At 47.3% G+C, this 17807-nt stretch carries 17 protein-coding genes; 8 read left to right on the top strand and 9 right to left on the bottom strand.

All coding sequences use genetic code 11. The features are described 5' to 3' along the window. Positions 1-21 precede the first annotated feature (21 nt). The gene (gene gap, locus ACK5NH_RS01655) at positions 22-1032 is read left to right on the top strand and encodes a type I glyceraldehyde-3-phosphate dehydrogenase (protein WP_416917523.1); all 1011 of its coding nucleotides are present in this window, start codon (positions 22-24) and stop codon (positions 1030-1032) included. A 124-nt stretch (positions 1033-1156) separates the two neighbouring features. On the opposite strand, the gene sodC is transcribed toward gap, so the two are convergent. The 6 genes from sodC to astE all read right to left on the bottom strand — a co-directional run bounded on the left by sodC (position 1157) and on the right by astE (position 8139). Beyond that, positions 1157-1669, bottom strand: a complete 513-nt coding sequence (sodC, locus tag ACK5NH_RS01650) for a superoxide dismutase [Cu-Zn] SodC (protein ID WP_416917522.1) — start codon at positions 1667-1669, stop codon at positions 1157-1159. Positions 1670-1959: 290 nt separating this feature from the next. Then, a complete protein-coding gene (gene nadA / locus ACK5NH_RS01645) occupies positions 1960-3033 on the bottom strand; it encodes a quinolinate synthase NadA (RefSeq protein ID WP_416917521.1) in 1074 nt (357 codons plus the stop codon). A gap of 144 nt (positions 3034-3177) precedes the next feature. Beyond that, a complete protein-coding gene (locus ACK5NH_RS01640; protein WP_416917520.1) occupies positions 3178-4773 on the bottom strand; it encodes a dihydrolipoyllysine-residue acetyltransferase in 1596 nt (531 codons plus the stop codon). A gap of 9 nt (positions 4774-4782) precedes the next feature. Further along, positions 4783-5760: an alpha-ketoacid dehydrogenase subunit beta gene (locus ACK5NH_RS01635; protein ID WP_011622791.1), complete on the bottom strand. Its 978-nt coding sequence runs from the start codon at positions 5758-5760 to the stop codon at positions 4783-4785. A 3-nt stretch (positions 5761-5763) separates the two neighbouring features. After that, positions 5764-6942, bottom strand: coding sequence for a thiamine pyrophosphate-dependent dehydrogenase E1 component subunit alpha (locus ACK5NH_RS01630; RefSeq protein WP_023265282.1), 1179 nt, complete (start codon positions 6940-6942; stop codon positions 5764-5766). Between the two features lie 162 nt (positions 6943-7104). Continuing rightward, on the bottom strand, positions 7105-8139 hold the full coding sequence (gene astE / locus ACK5NH_RS01625) for a succinylglutamate desuccinylase (protein WP_416917519.1): 1035 nt from the start codon (positions 8137-8139) through the stop codon (positions 7105-7107). 278 nt (positions 8140-8417) lie between these two features. On the opposite strand from astE, the gene msrA reads away from it, so the two are divergent. Continuing rightward, positions 8418-8897 (top strand): peptide-methionine (S)-S-oxide reductase MsrA, encoded by a 480-nt coding sequence (gene msrA, locus ACK5NH_RS01620; RefSeq protein WP_416917518.1) that lies wholly within the window; start codon positions 8418-8420, stop codon positions 8895-8897. 119 nt (positions 8898-9016) lie between these two features. Here msrA and pgm read toward each other — a convergent pair whose 3' ends face one another. Together pgm and seqA are read right to left on the bottom strand one after the other, a co-directional pair. Then, on the bottom strand, positions 9017-10669 hold the full coding sequence (gene pgm, locus ACK5NH_RS01615; protein ID WP_416917517.1) for a phosphoglucomutase (alpha-D-glucose-1,6-bisphosphate-dependent): 1653 nt from the start codon (positions 10667-10669) through the stop codon (positions 9017-9019). Positions 10670-10729: 60 nt separating this feature from the next. Then, positions 10730-11281 (bottom strand): replication initiation negative regulator SeqA, encoded by a 552-nt coding sequence (gene seqA, locus ACK5NH_RS01610; RefSeq protein WP_416917516.1) that lies wholly within the window; start codon positions 11279-11281, stop codon positions 10730-10732. A 295-nt stretch (positions 11282-11576) separates the two neighbouring features. Between seqA and ACK5NH_RS01605 the strand changes: the two genes are divergently transcribed. The 6 genes from ACK5NH_RS01605 (at position 11577) to efp (ending at position 15428) form a co-directional block, all read left to right on the top strand. Continuing rightward, entirely contained in the window at positions 11577-12353 is a 777-nt protein-coding gene (locus ACK5NH_RS01605) for an alpha/beta fold hydrolase (protein WP_416917515.1), read from the top strand. 101 nt (positions 12354-12454) lie between these two features. Beyond that, positions 12455-12676 (top strand): DUF2788 domain-containing protein, encoded by a 222-nt coding sequence (locus ACK5NH_RS01600; protein ID WP_007648263.1) that lies wholly within the window; start codon positions 12455-12457, stop codon positions 12674-12676. An 11-nt stretch (positions 12677-12687) separates the two neighbouring features. Beyond that, entirely contained in the window at positions 12688-12960 is a 273-nt protein-coding gene (gene ybfE, locus ACK5NH_RS01595) for a LexA regulated protein (RefSeq protein WP_011622798.1), read from the top strand. A 58-nt stretch (positions 12961-13018) separates the two neighbouring features. Further along, complete coding sequence (gene fldA / locus ACK5NH_RS01590; RefSeq protein WP_023265275.1) at positions 13019-13546, top strand: flavodoxin FldA; 528 nt, start codon at positions 13019-13021, stop codon at positions 13544-13546. Positions 13547-13638: 92 nt separating this feature from the next. Continuing rightward, on the top strand, positions 13639-14823 hold the full coding sequence (gene earP / locus ACK5NH_RS01585; protein WP_416917514.1) for an elongation factor P maturation arginine rhamnosyltransferase EarP: 1185 nt from the start codon (positions 13639-13641) through the stop codon (positions 14821-14823). Between the two features lie 44 nt (positions 14824-14867). After that, positions 14868-15428 carry an elongation factor P gene (efp, locus tag ACK5NH_RS01580; RefSeq protein WP_011622801.1) on the top strand — a complete coding sequence of 187 codons (561 nt, stop codon included), beginning with the start codon at positions 14868-14870 and terminating at the stop codon, positions 15426-15428. A gap of 265 nt (positions 15429-15693) precedes the next feature. Here the strand turns inward: efp and ACK5NH_RS01575 are convergent, their stop codons facing one another. Beyond that, positions 15694-17076: a Na+/H+ antiporter NhaC family protein gene (locus ACK5NH_RS01575; protein ID WP_416917513.1), complete on the bottom strand. Its 1383-nt coding sequence runs from the start codon at positions 17074-17076 to the stop codon at positions 15694-15696. Positions 17077-17807 lie beyond the last annotated feature (731 nt).

Raw genomic sequence — 17807 nt, 5'->3', positions numbered from 1 at the left:
TAATCACCAGAGGGATATGAGATGACTATCCGTGTAGCAATAAATGGTTATGGCCGTATCGGTAGAAACGTATTACGCGCCCTGTATGAAAGCGAAAAAGCTTACCCAATCAAAATTGTTGCCATCAACGATTTAGGCGACGCTTCAATCAACGCTCACCTGACTAAATACGATTCTGTACATGGTCGCTTCAATGCCAAAGTTGAGCATGATGCGGAAGCCATTTATGTCAACGGCGACAAGATCCTCACCTTCCAAGAGCGCGATCCAGGTAAATTACCTTGGGGCGACTTACAAGTTGACGTCGTGTTCGAATGTACTGGTATCTTCACTTCTAAAGAATCTGTACAGCCACTTTTAGCTGCTGGCGCGAAGAAAGTCATTATCTCTGCACCAGGCAAAAACGTTGATGCAACCGTCGTTTACGGTGTGAACAACAATGTGTTGACCGCGGATATGACAGTTATCTCTAACGCATCATGTACCACTAACTGTTTAGCGCCTTTCGCTAAGCCATTAAACGATGAGATTGGTATCGAATCAGGTCTGATGACCACTATCCACGCGTACACCAACGATCAACGTTTATCTGACGTATACCACACAGATTTACGCCGTGCGCGCGCTGCTGCACTGTCTATGATCCCAACTAAAACGGGCGCGGCCGCGGCAGTAGGTTTAGTGGTGCCTGAATTACAAGGTAAATTCGATGGTTTAGCGGTACGTGTACCGACTGTTAACGTGTCTTTAGTGGATTTATCTTTCATTGCAGCACGTGATACCACTGTAGAAGAAGTTAACGCCATCATCGAGCGTGCAGCAGCTGTTGCACCACTGAGCGAAGTGTTAGCTGTCAATAAAGAGCCATTGGTTTCTATCGACTTTAACCACAATGCGTTTTCATCAAACTTCGATGCGACGCAAACCCGCGTTAACGGCCGTTTAGTTAAAGTAATGGCTTGGTACGACAACGAATGGGGCTTTAGTAACCGTATGTTAGATAACGCGGTTGCCTTGATGAACGCGAAGTAATCATCCTCCTTATGTAAAAAGCCCCGCTCTTGCGGGGCTTTTTTATGCCGATTTAACGGCTTATCAATTCACTGTCATTTGCAATTCTTGCATTTCACCACTAACAGCTTACTTTGACGATATATTAATTGATAATTCCGCAGGCCACACGCGCACCACCGCCACCTAAAGGCGCAGGATGATCGGAATGGTTATCGCCACCTGCATGGATCATGATCGCATGGCCTTTAAGGTCACTCATTTTTAAACGCGGTGCAAGCACTGCCTGGCTAGCAGCACCGTCAGCATCGACAAACAATGGCGGCAGATCGCCTAAGTGCCCTTCTCCCCATGGTGTGCTGTGGGTTTTCGAGGCTGCAGGATCATAGTGACCACCTGCTGCACCAGCAGGTACAATTTTTCCGTCCTTTTCCTTTGGATCACAGGTTCCGTTCTCGTGTATATGGAAACCATGTAATCCCGGCATTAAGCCTTTGAGCAATGGCGTAAATACCACTCCATATTGAGATTCTGAAACAGTCACTTGACCAACACTTTCACCAACGCCCTTTTCGTTGACAAGATTCATTGGCACACTAACGTCTGCAAATGCGCTGACAGCAGACATTGATGCAAGAAATAACACAATGTTTTTCATACCCTTCTCCATGGTTATCTTATACAAAATTGCATGAACACAGCGCAAAGAATGAACTCTCCTACGCTTTGCTATATCAAATTTAGGTCAACAACACGGATTCGGTAAATAACAGAGTGTGTATTTCTTTAAATTGAAGCATCTATGTATCGATAAATAACGGTTTCTAAGGCTGGAACACCTGATTAAGCACAAACTTAGCAGCTTAGTGCTTATCATTTTGAGCAGATAGCTAAAAAATCCCCGCCAAGTGGCAGGGATTCATTTTCGTGAGGTTTATGGACGCTTGATTAAGCGTTGCCTTTCACTTTCATATTCAGTGTCTTAGCGAAATCGAGCATACGCGTCAGCGGGATTAATGCTTTTACGCGTAAATCTTCATCGACAAAGATCTCATGGGTGGTTTTGTCGCTGTCACTTAATGACGCTTCAATCGCCTTTAAGCCGTTCATCGCCATCCAAGGACAGTGGGCACAGCTCTTACAGGTGGCACCGTTACCACCGGTAGGCGCTTCAATCAGTGTTTTACCCGGCGCCGCTTGTTGCATTTTGTAGAAAATACCGCGATCGGTCGCCACAATAAAACGCTCATTAGCCATGGTTTGCGCAGCTTTAATCAACTGGCTGGTGGAGCCGACAGCATCCGCCATCGCCACCACACTCGCGGGTGACTCTGGGTGCACTAAAATCGCCGCATCGGGGTAAACACACTTTAAATCACGTAGCGCATTAGCCTTAAATTCATCGTGAACAATACAGTCGCCCTGCCACATCAACATCTCGGCGCCCGTTTGTTTGGCAATATAACTGCCTAAATGACGGTCTGGGCCCCAAATGATTTTTTTACCTTCGCTGTCTAAGTGTTCAACGATTTCAAGGGCAATACTCGAGGTCACTACCCAATCGGCGCGGGCTTTTACCGCCGCTGAGGTATTAGCATAAACCACCACGGTATGATCTGGGTGCGCATCGCAAAAAGCACTGAATTTGTCGATGGGGCAACCTAAGTCCAATGAACAAGTCGCCTCTAGAGTCGGCATCAGAATGGTTTTTTCTGGGCTTAAAATCTTGGCGGTTTCGCCCATAAACTTCACCCCGGCGACGATTAACGTCTTGGCCGGATGATCGCGGCCAAAACGCGCCATTTCGAGTGAGTCAGAAACACAACCACCGGTTTCTTCGGCCAGAGATTGAATTTCAGGGTCGGTATAATAATGGGCAACCAATACCGCATCTTTTTCAATCAGCAGCTGCTTGATACGTGCCTTGTAGTCCGCCTTTTCGGCATCGGACAGAGGAATTGGCTTAGGCGGAAACGGATAATCAATAGTTTCGATTGTTGGGGCAAATGGGCTGGGGCTCATAACAAATCCATCAGGATAACAACGTTCGCGAATTATACGTAATTGGGATCAAAAGATTAACCCATTTATGGCCTGCGAATAAAAAAGGACGCTAAATTGCGTCCTTTTTTGCTGGATTGACTGTAAGTATTGGCTGACAGCCGATTAGCGCATGGCTAACAGCATATCCTGCGGTTGCTCAAGGTATTGTTTCCACAGGTTACAGAAACGTGCAATAGTGCCACCATCGATAACGCGGTGATCCCCAGACCAACTCACTTGCATGATCTGACGCGCTTCCACTTCACCTTTCGCATTAAAGCGAGGCAAGGTTTGTAACTTACCTAATGCGACAATCGCGACTTCCGGTTTATTGATAATAGGCGTTGCGACTGTGCCACCTAAAGCGCCGATATTTGAAATCGAAATCGTGCCTTCTTTAAGATCCGCCGGCGCCACACGGCCGCTGCGCGCAGCATTGGTTAAGCGAGTGATTTCGGCCGCGACCTCAAGGATGCTCTTATCTTGCACATCCTTGACGTTTGGTACCAGTAATCCCACCTTAGAGTCGACCGCCATACCTATGTTATGACGCGCCTTGTAGGTGATTTCCGTACAATCGGCATTCACTTGGCTGTTGAGCACAGGGAACTGCGTTAAGGCTAACGACATTGCCTTCATAAAGAATGGCATCATGGTCAGCTTAACCTCGTCGGAGGAGTATTTGGCCTTCATGCTTTCACGCAGAGCGACTAAGTCTGTCAAATCAAACTCTTCGCAATAAGTGAAGTGAGGAATGGTCGATACCGATTCCACCATCATTTTCGCCATCACGGCTTTAACACCACGGATAGGCTCAACAATGTCACCCCGTGCAGCGCTTGTCACTGCGGTAGAGACGGTTGATTGAGCAACAGTTGGCACTACAGCCACTGGCGCAACGGCAGGCACAGCGCCACCCTGTGCTTGGAAGCGAGTAATGTCTTCCTTATACACTCGGCCATGTTTACCACTGCCAGGAACGCGGCTTAAATCGATGTCTAAGGCTCGAGCCATACGGCGAACGGCCGGGCTAGCTAGGGCTTTACCTTGGCGAGCAGGCTCTTGAGACACGCTCGCACAAGCTGCAGGCGTGGCTGTATGAGCAACGGCGGCGCTGGTGTCATGTCCATGGGAAACAGATGCACTGACGGCACCTTCGACCTCAATCGCAAATAATGGCGCATGTACCTTAGCTAACTGGCCCTTACGGTAGTGCAATTTGACGATTTTACCCGCTTTGATAGCAGGGATTTGCACTAGGGCTTTATCAGTCATCACATCGGCGATGGGTTGGTCTTCAACCACAGTATCGCCTTCTTGGACTAACCATTCGACCAGTTCGCACTCAACAATCCCTTCGCCAATATCGGGCAGCAGGAATTCTTCCACGCTAGTACCAGCCACGTTGGCTTGGCTTGCGGGTGTTTGAGTCGCTGTGTGTGCTTCAGGTTGAGAAGCAGCAACGGGCGCGGCTTCGTCAGCCTCAATCTGCACAGCATAAAGCGGCGCATGCACCTTAGCGATATCGCCTTTGGCGTAATACAGCTTGGTCACGACTCCCGCAAAAGGCGCTGGAATTTGCACTAAGGCTTTGTCAGTCATCACATCGGCGATGGGCTGATCTTCAGCAATCGTATCGCCCTCTTGCACCAACCACTCGACGAGTTCACACTCGACAACGCCTTCACCAATGTCCGGCAAAATAAAATCTTTAATCATACCGGACTCCTAGAAGTTCACCGATGCCTTAATGGCTTCAAAGGTTTTGAGCGCATCGGGCATATATTCTTTTTCGTGGACCAGTGGATATGGGGTATCTAGACCACATACACGGCTGATAGGTGATTCTAAATACAAGAAACATTCCTGCTGAATCGTCGCGGCGATTTCACCGGCAAAACCACCCGTCAATGGCGCTTCGTGGTTGATCAGTAAACGGCCTGTCTTCTTCACAGAATCAGCAACTGTATCTACATCCCAAGGTGCGAGTGTGCGTAGGTCGATAATTTCGCAGGAAATCCCCTCTTTTGCCGCCATGTCGGCCGCTTTTTCGATGATTTCCATCTGTGCGCCCCAGGCCACTAAGGTGATGTCTTTCCCTTCACGCACCACTTCGGCTTTACCCAGCTCGATTTCATAATCGCCTGCGGGCACTTCACCCACAGAGGCACGGTATAAACGTTTCGGCTCGAAGAACACCACAGGGTTTTTATCGCGAATAGAGGCTAATAATAAGCCCTTGGCCTGCTCTGGATTACGTGGCACAACCACTTTTAAGCCTGGCGTTTGGGTAAAATAAGCTTCTGGCGATTGTGAATGGTAATGGCCGCCCGCAATACCGCCACCATAGGGCGTGCGGAACACTAAGCTTCCCACATTAAATTCATTACCACTGCGGTAACGGAATTTGGCAGACTCATTCACTATCTGATCGAAAGCCGGAAAGATATAATCGGCAAACTGGATTTCCGCCACGGCTGTCATGCCGTTAGAGGCTAAACCGTTTGCAAAGCCCGCAATGCCTTGCTCAGTCAGCGGCGTATTAAAGCAGCGGCTGCGACCAAATTTTTCCTGTAAACCTGATGTTGCGCGAAACACACCACCAAAGTGGCCAACGTCTTCACCAAATACCACCATGCGCTCATCAGATTGCATGGCGATAGACAAGGCCTCATTGACGGCCTGTAACATATTCATTTCTGCCACGGCTTATAGCCTCCCTGCACTTTTGGGATAGGATTGCGGATATTTCTTGATGTGCTCTTTAAGCTCACTCAGCTGCTTTTTCAGCGCTGGTGTTGGCTTGTCGTACACATCTTCAATGATCTCATCCAGCATAGGGATAGGTAATTTTTCAGCGACTTTAACGGCGGCTAAGACTTCTTCACGGTACTTCTCGTAACGCTGGGCATCATCGGCCTCGGCCAACCAGCCTTTGTTGATTAACCACAACTTGAAGCGTTTGACCGGATCATGTTGTTGCCATTTCGCCTCTTCTTCTTTGGAGCGATAACCAGAAGGATCGTCAGAAGATGAGTGAGCGCCCAAACGATAAGTCATGGCCTCAATCAACACGGGGGCATTGTGCTCAATCGCATAGGCTCGCGCCTGCTGCGTTGCCGCTAATACCGCCAGCATATCGTTACCGTCGACACGAATGGTGTGCATACCGTAACCCACACCGCGGCTAGCAATACCGTTACCGGCAAATTGCTCTTCGGTTGGAGTGGAAATCGCATAACCATTGTTACGGCAGAAGAAAATCACTGGGCATTTTAACACCGCCGCCATATTCAAGCCGGCGTGGAAGTCACCTTCAGATGCGGCGCCTTCACCGAAATAACAGACGGCAACATTACGTTTGCCCTGCATTTTCAGGCTATAACCGACACCTGTCGCTTGCGGAATTTGCGTGGCCAGTGGTGATGAAATGGTTTGGTAGTTTAACGCCGCACAGCCGTAGTGGATTGGCATTTGGCGACCTTTACCTAAGTCCTTTTCATTGCTGAACATCTGGTTCATAAACTGTTCAGTGGTAAAACCACGATAACGCAGCGCCGCATGTTCGCGATATTGCGCGAGGATCACGTCCTCAGCGTCCAGCGCCGCGACACTGCCGACGATCGCCGCTTCTTCACCCGTACAGGTCATATAGAAGCTGATCCGTCCCTGACGCTGCGCGCCTAACATACGTTCGTCGAGTACCCGCGTGAACACGCAAGTATCGTAAATTTTGGTGGCTAAGGCTTCATCTATTACAGGCAAAACCGCGGTTTCATAGGTAGTGCCGTCTGCTTGTAGAATTCGAAGGATAGGAATGTGAAGCGATGCCTTATCCAAGAAGCCGACACGGTGCACTGTATCAGTGTTGAGTGTTGCTTTGCTCATATTGTGCTCTTGTTATCTCGTTACGCCATGGAAAATCCACAACGCCTAATTTATACGAATATGCCGGATGAACATTACGTTAACGTAAACTACCTATCAACCGTTGGCACAGTTCAAACGACAACTAATCCCCTGTTGGCATGTATATAATGCTTTACAAAACTAGCGAACATTCGGTACGACAGCTGGGATCAGGCAAATCACAGTGCGATTGCCAATGGGCACTTTGGCATTGGGGAAGACAATCGCTTCGAACTCCTGCTCGACTTTAATTTCCTGCCCTCCCTCACGGGCCAATACAAAACCTTTAGGGAAAGATCGGAAGTTTTCGACATCGGTGGCGAATGTAAATTCAAAATCATCGAAGTGTTTGTTAATCACCCGGCACACTTGATACAGATTCACCTTATCCGCTGAGAATGGCTCAAGCGCTAAGGGTTTGTCTGTGATAAGGCGCATAAACATCTCTTGGGCGGCAATAAAACGCGTCATATCGTTTTGCCCCATGGGATACACCTTACCTAACTCAATGGTAAAGGCATCGGCGCCATACTGCTCGGAGGAAAAATAACTAAAGGTGGTCGTTGGCTCATGATGAAATAACACTGTATCTACGCCACTGGCTGCCAAAAACATAATCTGCTCGGCGCAGTAAGCACGGCCGGGACGATAGGGATAAATTGCAAACTTTTCATGTTTTGACGCCCGCATCGCCGTGTGTAAATCATAGTGAATACGCTGACGTCCTGCGGCTACACCCTTAAAGAAGCGGTCGACATAGGCTTCTAATTTTTTCGCCCGTACCCGCTCAGGATTCACTAATCCCGGTGGATTTGAATGCTCGCCACTAAACAGACGATTCATGTTCTCGTCGATAATGCGAGTCCCGTTATTAATCGCTAAAGGGTTACCAATAAGAAAGAGCGTGCGTTGTTTGGCGATGATTTTTTGTTGGAGAAGCTGTTTGATTAAGGTATTGCAGAGTTCGATGGGGGCGGTTTCATTACCGTGGACACCGCAGGAGAGAATGACATCCTTACCTTGGGCTTGTGCTGGCTCAAAGACGATGACGCCAGTGTCCCACACTTCGACTCGAGTATGTTCCCCTAAGGTGAAACTAAACTCATCCCCGAGGGTTTCAGGATTGGCGAGGGTCAGCGCGAGAAAATCCTTCGAATCTAACAGAGCTTGTAACACAGAATTCTCCTTATAATAGCGTGTTAAAGACGGGAGTGATGGCAATAACTGCCTGTTTCATGCCACTTATAGCTACCCGCCTTAAAAAGCGCATCCATACTAACACAAGTTTTTAGGCCGTTACTCTGTCATTCTGGTCAAACAAGCGCATTTCGCGGCAAAACAACAGCATCTTAGCCGCATTTGGTCGACATAGAATTAATTTTGTCGACACACTTGCTTTTAGGGATGAGTTTTATCACAATCTTTAGCCATCTAGACTTCTATCAGGATTTATCATGGCGTTAGCAACTTTCGGTGCCGGCTGTTTTTGGGGCGTGGAGTATTTCTTTAGACAAGTCAACGGCGTGACCAACGCGACCTGCGGCTATATGGGTGGCAATAACGAAGCGACCACCTATGAGGAAGTCAAAAAAGGTAAGACTGGCCATGCCGAAGTCGTGCAAGTGGAATTTGAGCCCGCGATTGTCAGCTACGACGAGTTACTGGATGTGTTTTGGAAGAACCACAACCCGACCACACTCAATATGCAGGGTGGCGATATTGGCACTCAGTACCGCAGTACCATTTTCTTCCACGATCGTGAGCAAAAAGCCGCGGCAGAAGCCTCAAAACTAGCCTTTGCCCGTTCAGGTCGTTGGGGATTGCGTCATATCGTTACTGAGATTGTGCCGTTACAGCAATTCCATGTGGCTGAGGAATATCATCAAAACTATATCGATAAGAATAACTTACCAAGTTGCCATATCGAGTACTAGGCTTAACGATTCAGCTCAAACCTGAATAATATGACCTTACAATCGCTGCAAATAAAAACGCACTCATAGGATTTCATGAGTGCGTTTTTTATCTGTAAAAAGAATGCTTAAACGCCAAATTAGGCGTTAAGAGCCTTATCAATTAACGCTTGTGCGTCCTTAATGATATCGGCAAGATGTTGCTCACTGATAAAGCTCTCACCATAAATCTTGAATAACGCCTCGGTGCCCGATGGCCGCGCAGCAAACCAACCATTGGCCGTGGTCACTTTAATGCCACCAATTGAAGCATTATTGCCAGGTGCATGGGTCAATACGGCCTCAATGTTCTCACCCGCCAGCATAGTGGCGTTTAAGGTTTCGGCATTAAGCTTGGCAAATTTGGCTTTGTTCTCGAGGCTAATCGGGCTGTCGATACGCTTGTAGAAGCTTTGACCGAATTGCGCCACTAATTCTTGATGGCGTTGCCTCGGCGTCTTGCCAGTAACCGCGAGCATTTCGGCCGCAAGCAGTACCAGAATAAAACCGTCTTTGTCGGTACACCAAGTCGTGCCATCACGGCGCAAGAACGCAGCGCCCGCACTCTCCTCACCACCAAAGGCAATGGTTGCCTCGGCTAACCCATCGACGAACCACTTAAAGCCAACGGGGACTTCAAGTAATTTTTTGCCGTGAAAGGCACAGATTTTATCGATAAGCGCGCTCGATACCAGCGTCTTGCCGATAGCTAACTGCTCGCTCCATTCAGGTCTGTGGGTCAGCAGATAATCAATCGCAACCGCTAAATAGTGGTTGGGATCCATCAGCCCAGTGCCCGGACACACGATACCGTGTCTGTCGTAGTCAGGGTCGTTACCGACACATAAATCGAAGGATTCTTTGTGGGCCAGTAGACCTGCCATTGCATAGGGAGAAGAGCAATCCATGCGGATCTTGCCGTCCTTATCCAATGACATAAAGCTGAAGCTTGGGTCGACCTTATCGTTAACTAAGGTGATATCGATGCCATAGTGCTTGGCAATCGGCGCCCAATAATGAATACCCGAACCGCCTAATGGATCGACACCCAGCTTAAGTTTAGCCTTAGCAATGGCATGCATATCGACGACATTGTCTAAATCCGTCACATAGGGCGTGATTAAATCAATGGCATGCACATAACCCGAAGCCAATGCATCTGCATAAGCGAGCTTATTAACGCCCTTGAGCGCTGCGCGCAGGTAATCATTAGCGCGGGACTCAATCCACGCAGTGATATTACCTTCAGCAGGGCCACCATGGGGTGGATTGTATTTTATCCCACCATCCTGCGGCGGATTATGGGACGGCGTAATAATAAGGCCATCACTTAAGGCAGCACCACTCAGTGCCGCCTCGCGATTTGCACAAATAATCGCATGTGACACCACAGGCGTTGGCGTAAAACCATCATGTTGCTGGATATGAACTGTCACCTTGTTGGCTGCTAACACTTGAATCGCTGACACATAAGCAGCGTATGATAAGGCGTGGGTGTCGATACCTAAGAACAGCGGACCGTCGATATTCACCGATTGGCGATAATCGACAACGGCTTGGGTAATCGCCCAAATATGGTCTTGGTTAAAGCTCCCCTGAAACGCAGTTCCGCGATGGCCTGAGGTCCCGAATGTCACACGCTGCTCGGCAGCATCCACATTGGGTTTGATGCTGTAATAATGGCTCATCAGCTTTGGAATATTCACCAGATCCGTCTGACTCGCGGTTTGTCCTGCCCGTTGATGTATTGCCACCTGATCCTCTCCTACTGGAAAATCGGTTAATTAAATGGAAACGCGGCGTCGATAAAGGCGTTATACGCGTTCGGCAATGCCGTTGGCGATTTCGGCATCGCAGCCAAATTGCACTAAGGCTTCGACTAAAATTGCCCGTTTTTTGGCGGTGTTATTGTTGGTCGTGACCCAAAATCCGGTATTACCGATTTCCTTCGGGTTGGCGGTAGCACTCGCCTTGAGTAACTCTTCCCGTGAGCGCGCAAAATAGAGTCGATCGCGCCCGTGGATCTGTAAAATTTGCGAGAATTGCGCTTGGCTCTGTTGATATAAACTCTCGAGCAAGAATAAGAAGCGACCCACGGCGCCTTTTTGCTGCGCTAACTTATGCTCATCCACCAATTGATTGAAATCGGTCGCAGAGACTAAGGTTTCGACCTGAGGCGCAACCTGTGGCTCAGGCGTCGCCGCCTCTAAACTCGGTTGGCTAATCGCCTGTGGCTGTGCCTGTTCAACCGCATCGACGGACAGGCCGAGTAATCGACGGAGAATGTCAGAGGCGCTCTCACCAATACGTTCCGTTTTGCTGGCAATATGACGATAGAGCTCTTCATCCACTTCGATGTATTTCATAACCTTTTTATCCTTTGTTATTCGATAGGCTTAACCGAAAAAGTGCACCACAGGCGATCCTCGCAAAGGATCTGTGCGATCGTTGCCCCAGTGTATCTATCTCTATCAATCTGATAAAGCATCATTAATCTAAAAATGCGTGAAATCGCACATCAAATTAGCACAAGCGCGTTAATCGCTGAAAAAGCCAGCAAGTTCGGCGCACTATGCCCCAAAATCACCTCCAGACTTGTCAAACTTAACCCATTAGGGGCACAATCCGCAGCACTTTATGTACCACAGCACAGGCTATTCCATGAATTTTGCATCCACAGGTCAAGGAGAAGCGGTTCTCCTTATCCACGGACTCTTTGGCAATTTAGATAATCTTAAGGGGCTAGGACAGGTCCTCGAAGCAAATCATCAGGTTATTCGCGTCGATGTGCCCAATCACGGTTTGAGTGAACATTGGCAAACGATGGATTACCCAAGTTTAGCCAAGGCAATGGTGGCATTGTTAGATGAACTTGCGCTTGAGCGCGTGCACATTGTTGGTCATTCCATGGGCGGCAAAATCGCCATGGCAACCGCCCTTTCCTATCCCGAGCGGATGATCAGCATGGTGGCCGCCGATATTGCGCCTGTGGCCTATCAACCGCGCCATGACGTTGTATTTGCAGCCCTAGAGAGCCTGCCGCTTGAAGGTCACACCGACCGCCGTTTCGCACTGTCGCATCTATTGGCGAGTGGTATCGATGAGCCAACGGCGCAGTTTTTACTTAAAAACTTGCAGCGCACCGACACAGGCTTTCGTTGGAAAATGAATCTCAGTGGCTTAAAAAGTTGCTATTCCAACATCATTGGTTGGCATAACCAAAGCCACGAATTACAGCAAGTATTTACCGGACCAAGCCTTTTTATCCGTGGTGGCGATTCCAATTATGTGACTGCCGAACACCGTGATGAGATCATGCGTCAATTCCCGGCGGCGCAGGCCAAAACCTTAGAAGGTTGTGGCCATTGGTTACATGCACAAAAGCCGGCCATCTTTAATCGTATTGTGTCTGAATTTATTGACAAACACTCAGTGTAAATGACAATGATTCTCGACCTAAATCATATAGCCGACACCCTGTTGATATGATATATTCGCGCCTCTTTTAGCCTTAGAAGACTCTAGAGGACTAAGAAAGTATGTTATCTCAGTACATGGAACAAATTGAAACCATTGGCCTGAACCTGTTTTTTGCCGCGATATTTTTCTTTATCGGCATGGCCATCCACGATGTGCTAAAACAAGGTAATGTGCCGAAATTTGGTCGATTTATTGTGTGGTTAGTGTTATTTCTCGGCTGCGCCGGGTTTATTGCAAAAGGTATTATCCAGATGTCCTGGGAAGGTTCAGGCATCGGTTAAACAATAAGAACATGGCAAAAGAAGCAACAGATAGAACTACCATTGACCTTTTTGCCAATGAAAAGCGCCGGGGCCGCCCACGTAGCAATCCTTTGTCCCGAAGCCAGCAACTTAAGGTCAATAAGCGCAACCAGATCCAGCGGGATAAAGCCAAAGGATTAAAGCGAATAGAGTTAAAGGTGTCACAAGATTTATATGACGCCTTGAATGAGCAGGCATTGGCCAGTAACATCAGCCGAAGCCAGTTAATCGAATTAATTCTTCAGCAAAAAATAGAATGCTGAGCAATCAATAATAGCAGCAAGATTAACGTATAAGTGAACTAGACATAAAGGATAGACAATGGCAACTGTAGGTCTTTTTTTCGGTAGCGACACAGGCAACACCGAAGCTGTCGCCAAGATGATCCAGAAAAAACTGGGTAAGAAAATGGTTGAGGTGAAAGATATCGCCAAGAGCACCAAAGAACAGATCGCAGAATACGACCTGCTGCTGTTCGGCATCCCAACCTGGTATTATGGTGAAGCACAGTGCGACTGGGATGACTTTTTCCCTGAGTTAGAACAGATTGATTTTACAGACAAACTGGTTGCTATCTTCGGTTGTGGTGACCAAGAAGACTACGCAGAATATTTCCTCGATGCCATGGGCATGATCGGTGATATCGTCCAAGCCCGTGGTGGTATCATCATTGGTCACTGGCCAACGGCTGGTTATAACTTCGAAGCTTCAAAAGGCTTAGTGGATGATGACCACTTTATCGGCTTAGGGATTGACGAAGACCGTCAACCAGAGCTGACTGAAGAACGTGTCGACGCTTGGGTTAAGCAAATCTACGAAGAAATGTGCTTAGCAGAACTTGAAGACTAAACCCAGTTCCATTGATCGAGCTTCGTAAAAAAGCGGCCTAAACGCCGCTTTTTTTATGTTTGCTCTCCATGTTAATGAAAGCGATATCACCAATGACAAACACCCCAACTCCCCACTGGGACATCTTCTGCACTGTCGTCGATAACTACGGTGATATCGGCGTGACTTGGCGCTTAGCTAAACAGTTGGTCAATGAATATCAAATCCCTATCAAGCTCTGGGTCGATGACTTAAAGAGTTTTTCACATATTTTACCGACCCTTGACCCTAAGCTCGTTAGCCAAGTCTTTAACGGCGTGACCATCCATCATTGGACAACGCCCCTACCCGTGCCATTTGAGCCTGGTGCAGTCTTGATTGAAGCCTTTGCCTGCGAACCGCCTGACGAGGTCAAGCAACAACTTATTACACTGCACAGCACAACACCGCAAGCGGTGCCCGTGTGGCTTAATTTGGAATATTTAAGCGCAGAAGACTGGGTCGATGGCTGCCATGGTTTACCATCGATGCAGGCAAGCGGCATTAAAAAGTATTTCTTTTTCCCGGGTTTTACTCCCAAAACTGGCGGCCTGATTTGTGAGCGTGATCTGTTTGCCGAGCGTGATGCATGGCAACAAGACAGTGCCAATAAACTGCAATTATTCGAACGTCTTGGCCTTAAAGATATTGAAGCACAAGACACTGTCTACAGTGTTTTTAGCTATGAGACAGAATCGCTGCCAACCTTGTGTGAACTCTGGCAAGACAGTGCGAAAAGCGATGCTAAAATCCATGTGCTTATCCCCAAGGGACGCAGCTTAAACAGTTTACAACACTTATTAACTTGCCCGATTGAGGCGCTGAGCCCTGGGCAGCAAATCCAGCTTGGTGATTTGACGCTGCATATCTTGCCGATGACAGATCAACAGGGATTTGACCGCCTGCTGTGGAGCTGCGACTTTAACATAGTCCGCGGTGAGGACAGCTTTCTTCGGGCCCAATGGGCCGCGAAACCCTTTATTTGGCATATTTATCCGCAAGAAGATGATTACCATCTCATAAAATTAGAAGCTTTTATCCAACTTTACTGCGATAATCTGCCCCCTGATATTGCTGGTACTTGGACTAAATTGAATGTTGCATTTAACCAAGGCGAGCAATCTGCCGTGAGGACTCACTGGCAAAACCTAAATCCTGTCAGTTTGCCACTCTTGCAACATGCTAAAGAATGGCCAATTGACGCAATAAATGCTGCAGATCTTGCAACTCGGCTAGTCCAATTCGTGAAAAAAAGCTAAGATGCTGCGCTGAAATAGAAAATCGACATATAGGAAATTGTGTAATGAAAACTGCTCATGAAGTCCGTCCAGGTAACGTGATCATGTTTGAAGGCAGCCCATGGGTTGTACAGAAAACAGAAACAACTCGCTCTGGCCGTAACGCTGCTATCGTTAAGTTAAAGCTGAAAAACTTACTGCTTAACTCTGGCACCGAAACCACTTTCAAAGGTGAAGATAAGATTGACGATATTATCCTAGATCGTCTGGATTGTACTTATTCTTACTTTGCTGATCCTATGTATGTGTTCATGGATGCAGAATACAACCAATACGACGTAGAAGCTGAAAACTTAGGTGATGCAGCGGCTTACATCGTTGACGGTATGGAAGAAACTTGCCAAGTGACTTTCTACGAAGGCAAAGCAATTTCTGTTGAAATGCCAACCACTATCGTACGTGAAGTGATCTACACTGAGCCATCAGCTCGTGGCGATACTTCAGGTAAAGTGATGAAGCCAGCCACTATCACTGGCGGCGGTACAATCAGCGTGGCTGACTTCGTTAAAGTTGGCGACAAGATTGAGATCGACACTCGTACTGGCGAATTCAAGAAGCGCGTATAATCGCCCTTCTCAGTCCCAGATAAAAAAGCCAGTGCCTGCACTGGCTTTTTTATTGCCTCGAATTTGATGCTTCTAAGGACTTGCAGCGGATAGTTATCATGGGAATTGGATATCGAGGTTAAGCAGCGAAAGCGTTCGTTTTAGCGTCGTGCAAAACAGCTCGACAATCAGCGCGAGCAACAAGTGCAATATTTAAAGTAAGCAATATACGCGAGCCATAAAAAAACCAGCCGTAGCTGGTTTTTTATATTTACTGCATCGCAGCTTAGGCAATCAAGATAAAGCCAAAGAATGCAATCACAGCGGCAATTAACGCATAGGGTAACTGAGTCACCGCATGGCTCACTAAGTTACAACCAGAGCCTTGGGCGGCCAATACGGTTGAATCTGAGTAGAAACACGCTTGGCTACCAAATGAGGATGCCGATAACAGCGCACCAATCACGAGTGGGATATCCGCACCAACCGATTGCGCCAGTGGCATCACGATCGGGATTGTCACCGCAAAAATGCCCCAGCTTGAACCCGTCGCAAAGGCCAGGATCGCCATAGAGAGGAATACCACCGCTGGCAACATCTTAGACGTCATAAATGGGCTCAATGACTCAATTACATATTGTGGCAGCAACAGCGCATCACACACATCCTTAAACACAAATGCAGCGATCACGGTACCAATGGCGGGCAACATGCTCTTAAAACCATCGATCATCTGATCCATCATCTCTGACAGTGGCATTAAACGTTGCACCGCATAGTAAGGCAACGTAATGACCAATGTCGCTAACAAGCCTTTCCACACGTCGATATCAAAATAAACGGTAAAGGCAACCAGTAGTAGGATCGGCACTAAGAAGTTGTGCAGTTTGCCCTGATTGTCAGCATGCTTAAACTCTTCTTCAATCGCGGCAATCGCATATTCGTCAGAGGTTTGCACTTGGTCTAAATCAACTTGCTCCTGCGCAGGTTCCCCCTGCGCCGCGCGCAGCTGGGCCTTTTTCATCGGACCAATGGCAGGCACAACGCCTAACACCACCAATAACACCATGGCCACGGCTAACCAGGCGTAAAGCATGTAGGGAATTGCCTGCATATACACGCTAATGCCCTGACCTTCTGCCGCCACACCGTTATCAACCAACAAACCACCAAAGAATACCGCCCAAGTAGATAATGGCACGAGCACGCACACAGGTGCTGCGGTGGAGTCAACCACATAGGCCAGCATTTCACGGGACACTTTAAACTTATCGGTCACGCGCTTCATGGTTTCACCCACGGTTAACGCATTCAGATAGTCATCGATAAAAATTACGATCCCGAGGATAAAGGTCATAAACAGGGAAGATTTAGGTCCTTTGGCAAATTTCAGCGCATTTCGACCAAACGCCAGTGCACCACCGGTGCGGACTAACAGGGCGATCAAAGCACCAAAACAACCACAGACTAAAATCAACCAACCGATAGTTTCATCGGCCATCACTTTTAATGAAGTACTTGCGAAATTATTTAAGACTTGCGTCGGATCGAGTAACAGAAATCCAGCTACCGCACCAATGATCAAAGATAAGATGGGGCGGCGTAACCAAACGGCCAACACCAATACCACCAAAGGTGGAATAAGACTTAACGCTGTCGGTTCAGACATGCACTTAGGTCCTCTAAATAAGTCGCCTAAAAGGCAAAAGTTTTTAGAACAGCGCCTGAAATCACCTCGATTACGGACGCCAATATTGCTGCTTCATGATGACTAACTCCGCTGATAAAACCTGCTAAAAGCTTGTTATCTTAGGTGCCTTGCCGAAAACATCGCGCAGAAAATAAAGCGCATCGAATATCGAGTCAACTATAAATTTATGCTAACCATAAATAATTTTCGAGACTGAAATAAAAAACGAGATATAACATTGATTCTAAATGATTTAAAACCGAATAGACGAAATCTTTATTTGACCTTAAATGCTTAATAAGCATTCAGTTAATCTGCCTAAATATCAAAAATTTATTGAATGCCAGATAATGAGGTATTAACTTGGATCAGCTTATGTAAATCAGCGGTTAAGCAAACACTGATTAACAATTTCGTTAACATTTTAAGCCAAGGATATGTTACCCGCACTAAAAAGTGAGCTTGGACTTAGGTCGAGCGCTTGATAGTGGCAAAGCCTAGCTCTTCCCAAAGCCGCAGCTTAATATGGCTATTAATTACAAAATATCAGAATATAAAACTTGTTTTAAATTATTTAAAGCTTGGTTAAAGCATATTTAACTAGCAAATTTACTAAAAAAACTTGTCATTTGTGCTCACGCCCCCTTCCTTAAGCCAGATATTTTCGTTATGGTGCACAAACTTAAGCCCAAATTAACTGCATGTTTCGA

Source organism: Shewanella sp. (genome assembly GCF_047975355.1).
Classification (GTDB): domain Bacteria; phylum Pseudomonadota; class Gammaproteobacteria; order Enterobacterales; family Shewanellaceae; genus Shewanella.
Note: the sequence above shows the minus strand (reverse complement) of the source record. Positions and strands in the feature narration are given on the sequence as shown.

Coding starts and splice junctions, on each gene's coding strand:
- gap (WP_416917523.1), top strand. CDS start 22: ATGACTATCCGTGTAGCAATAAATGGTTATGGCCGTATCGGTAGAAAC.
- sodC (WP_416917522.1), bottom strand. CDS start 1,669: ATGAAAAACATTGTGTTATTTCTTGCATCAATGTCTGCTGTCAGCGCA.
- nadA (WP_416917521.1), bottom strand. CDS start 3,033: ATGAGCCCCAGCCCATTTGCCCCAACAATCGAAACTATTGATTATCCG.
- ACK5NH_RS01640 (WP_416917520.1), bottom strand. CDS start 4,773: ATGATTAAAGATTTTATTTTGCCGGACATTGGTGAAGGCGTTGTCGAG.
- ACK5NH_RS01630 (WP_023265282.1), bottom strand. CDS start 6,942: ATGAGCAAAGCAACACTCAACACTGATACAGTGCACCGTGTCGGCTTC.
- msrA (WP_416917518.1), top strand. CDS start 8,418: ATGGCGTTAGCAACTTTCGGTGCCGGCTGTTTTTGGGGCGTGGAGTAT.
- seqA (WP_416917516.1), bottom strand. CDS start 11,281: ATGAAATACATCGAAGTGGATGAAGAGCTCTATCGTCATATTGCCAGC.
- ACK5NH_RS01605 (WP_416917515.1), top strand. CDS start 11,577: ATGAATTTTGCATCCACAGGTCAAGGAGAAGCGGTTCTCCTTATCCAC.
- ACK5NH_RS01600 (WP_007648263.1), top strand. CDS start 12,455: ATGTTATCTCAGTACATGGAACAAATTGAAACCATTGGCCTGAACCTG.
- ybfE (WP_011622798.1), top strand. CDS start 12,688: ATGGCAAAAGAAGCAACAGATAGAACTACCATTGACCTTTTTGCCAAT.
- fldA (WP_023265275.1), top strand. CDS start 13,019: ATGGCAACTGTAGGTCTTTTTTTCGGTAGCGACACAGGCAACACCGAA.
- earP (WP_416917514.1), top strand. CDS start 13,639: ATGACAAACACCCCAACTCCCCACTGGGACATCTTCTGCACTGTCGTC.
- efp (WP_011622801.1), top strand. CDS start 14,868: ATGAAAACTGCTCATGAAGTCCGTCCAGGTAACGTGATCATGTTTGAA.
- ACK5NH_RS01575 (WP_416917513.1), bottom strand. CDS start 17,076: ATGTCTGAACCGACAGCGTTAAGTCTTATTCCACCTTTGGTGGTATTG.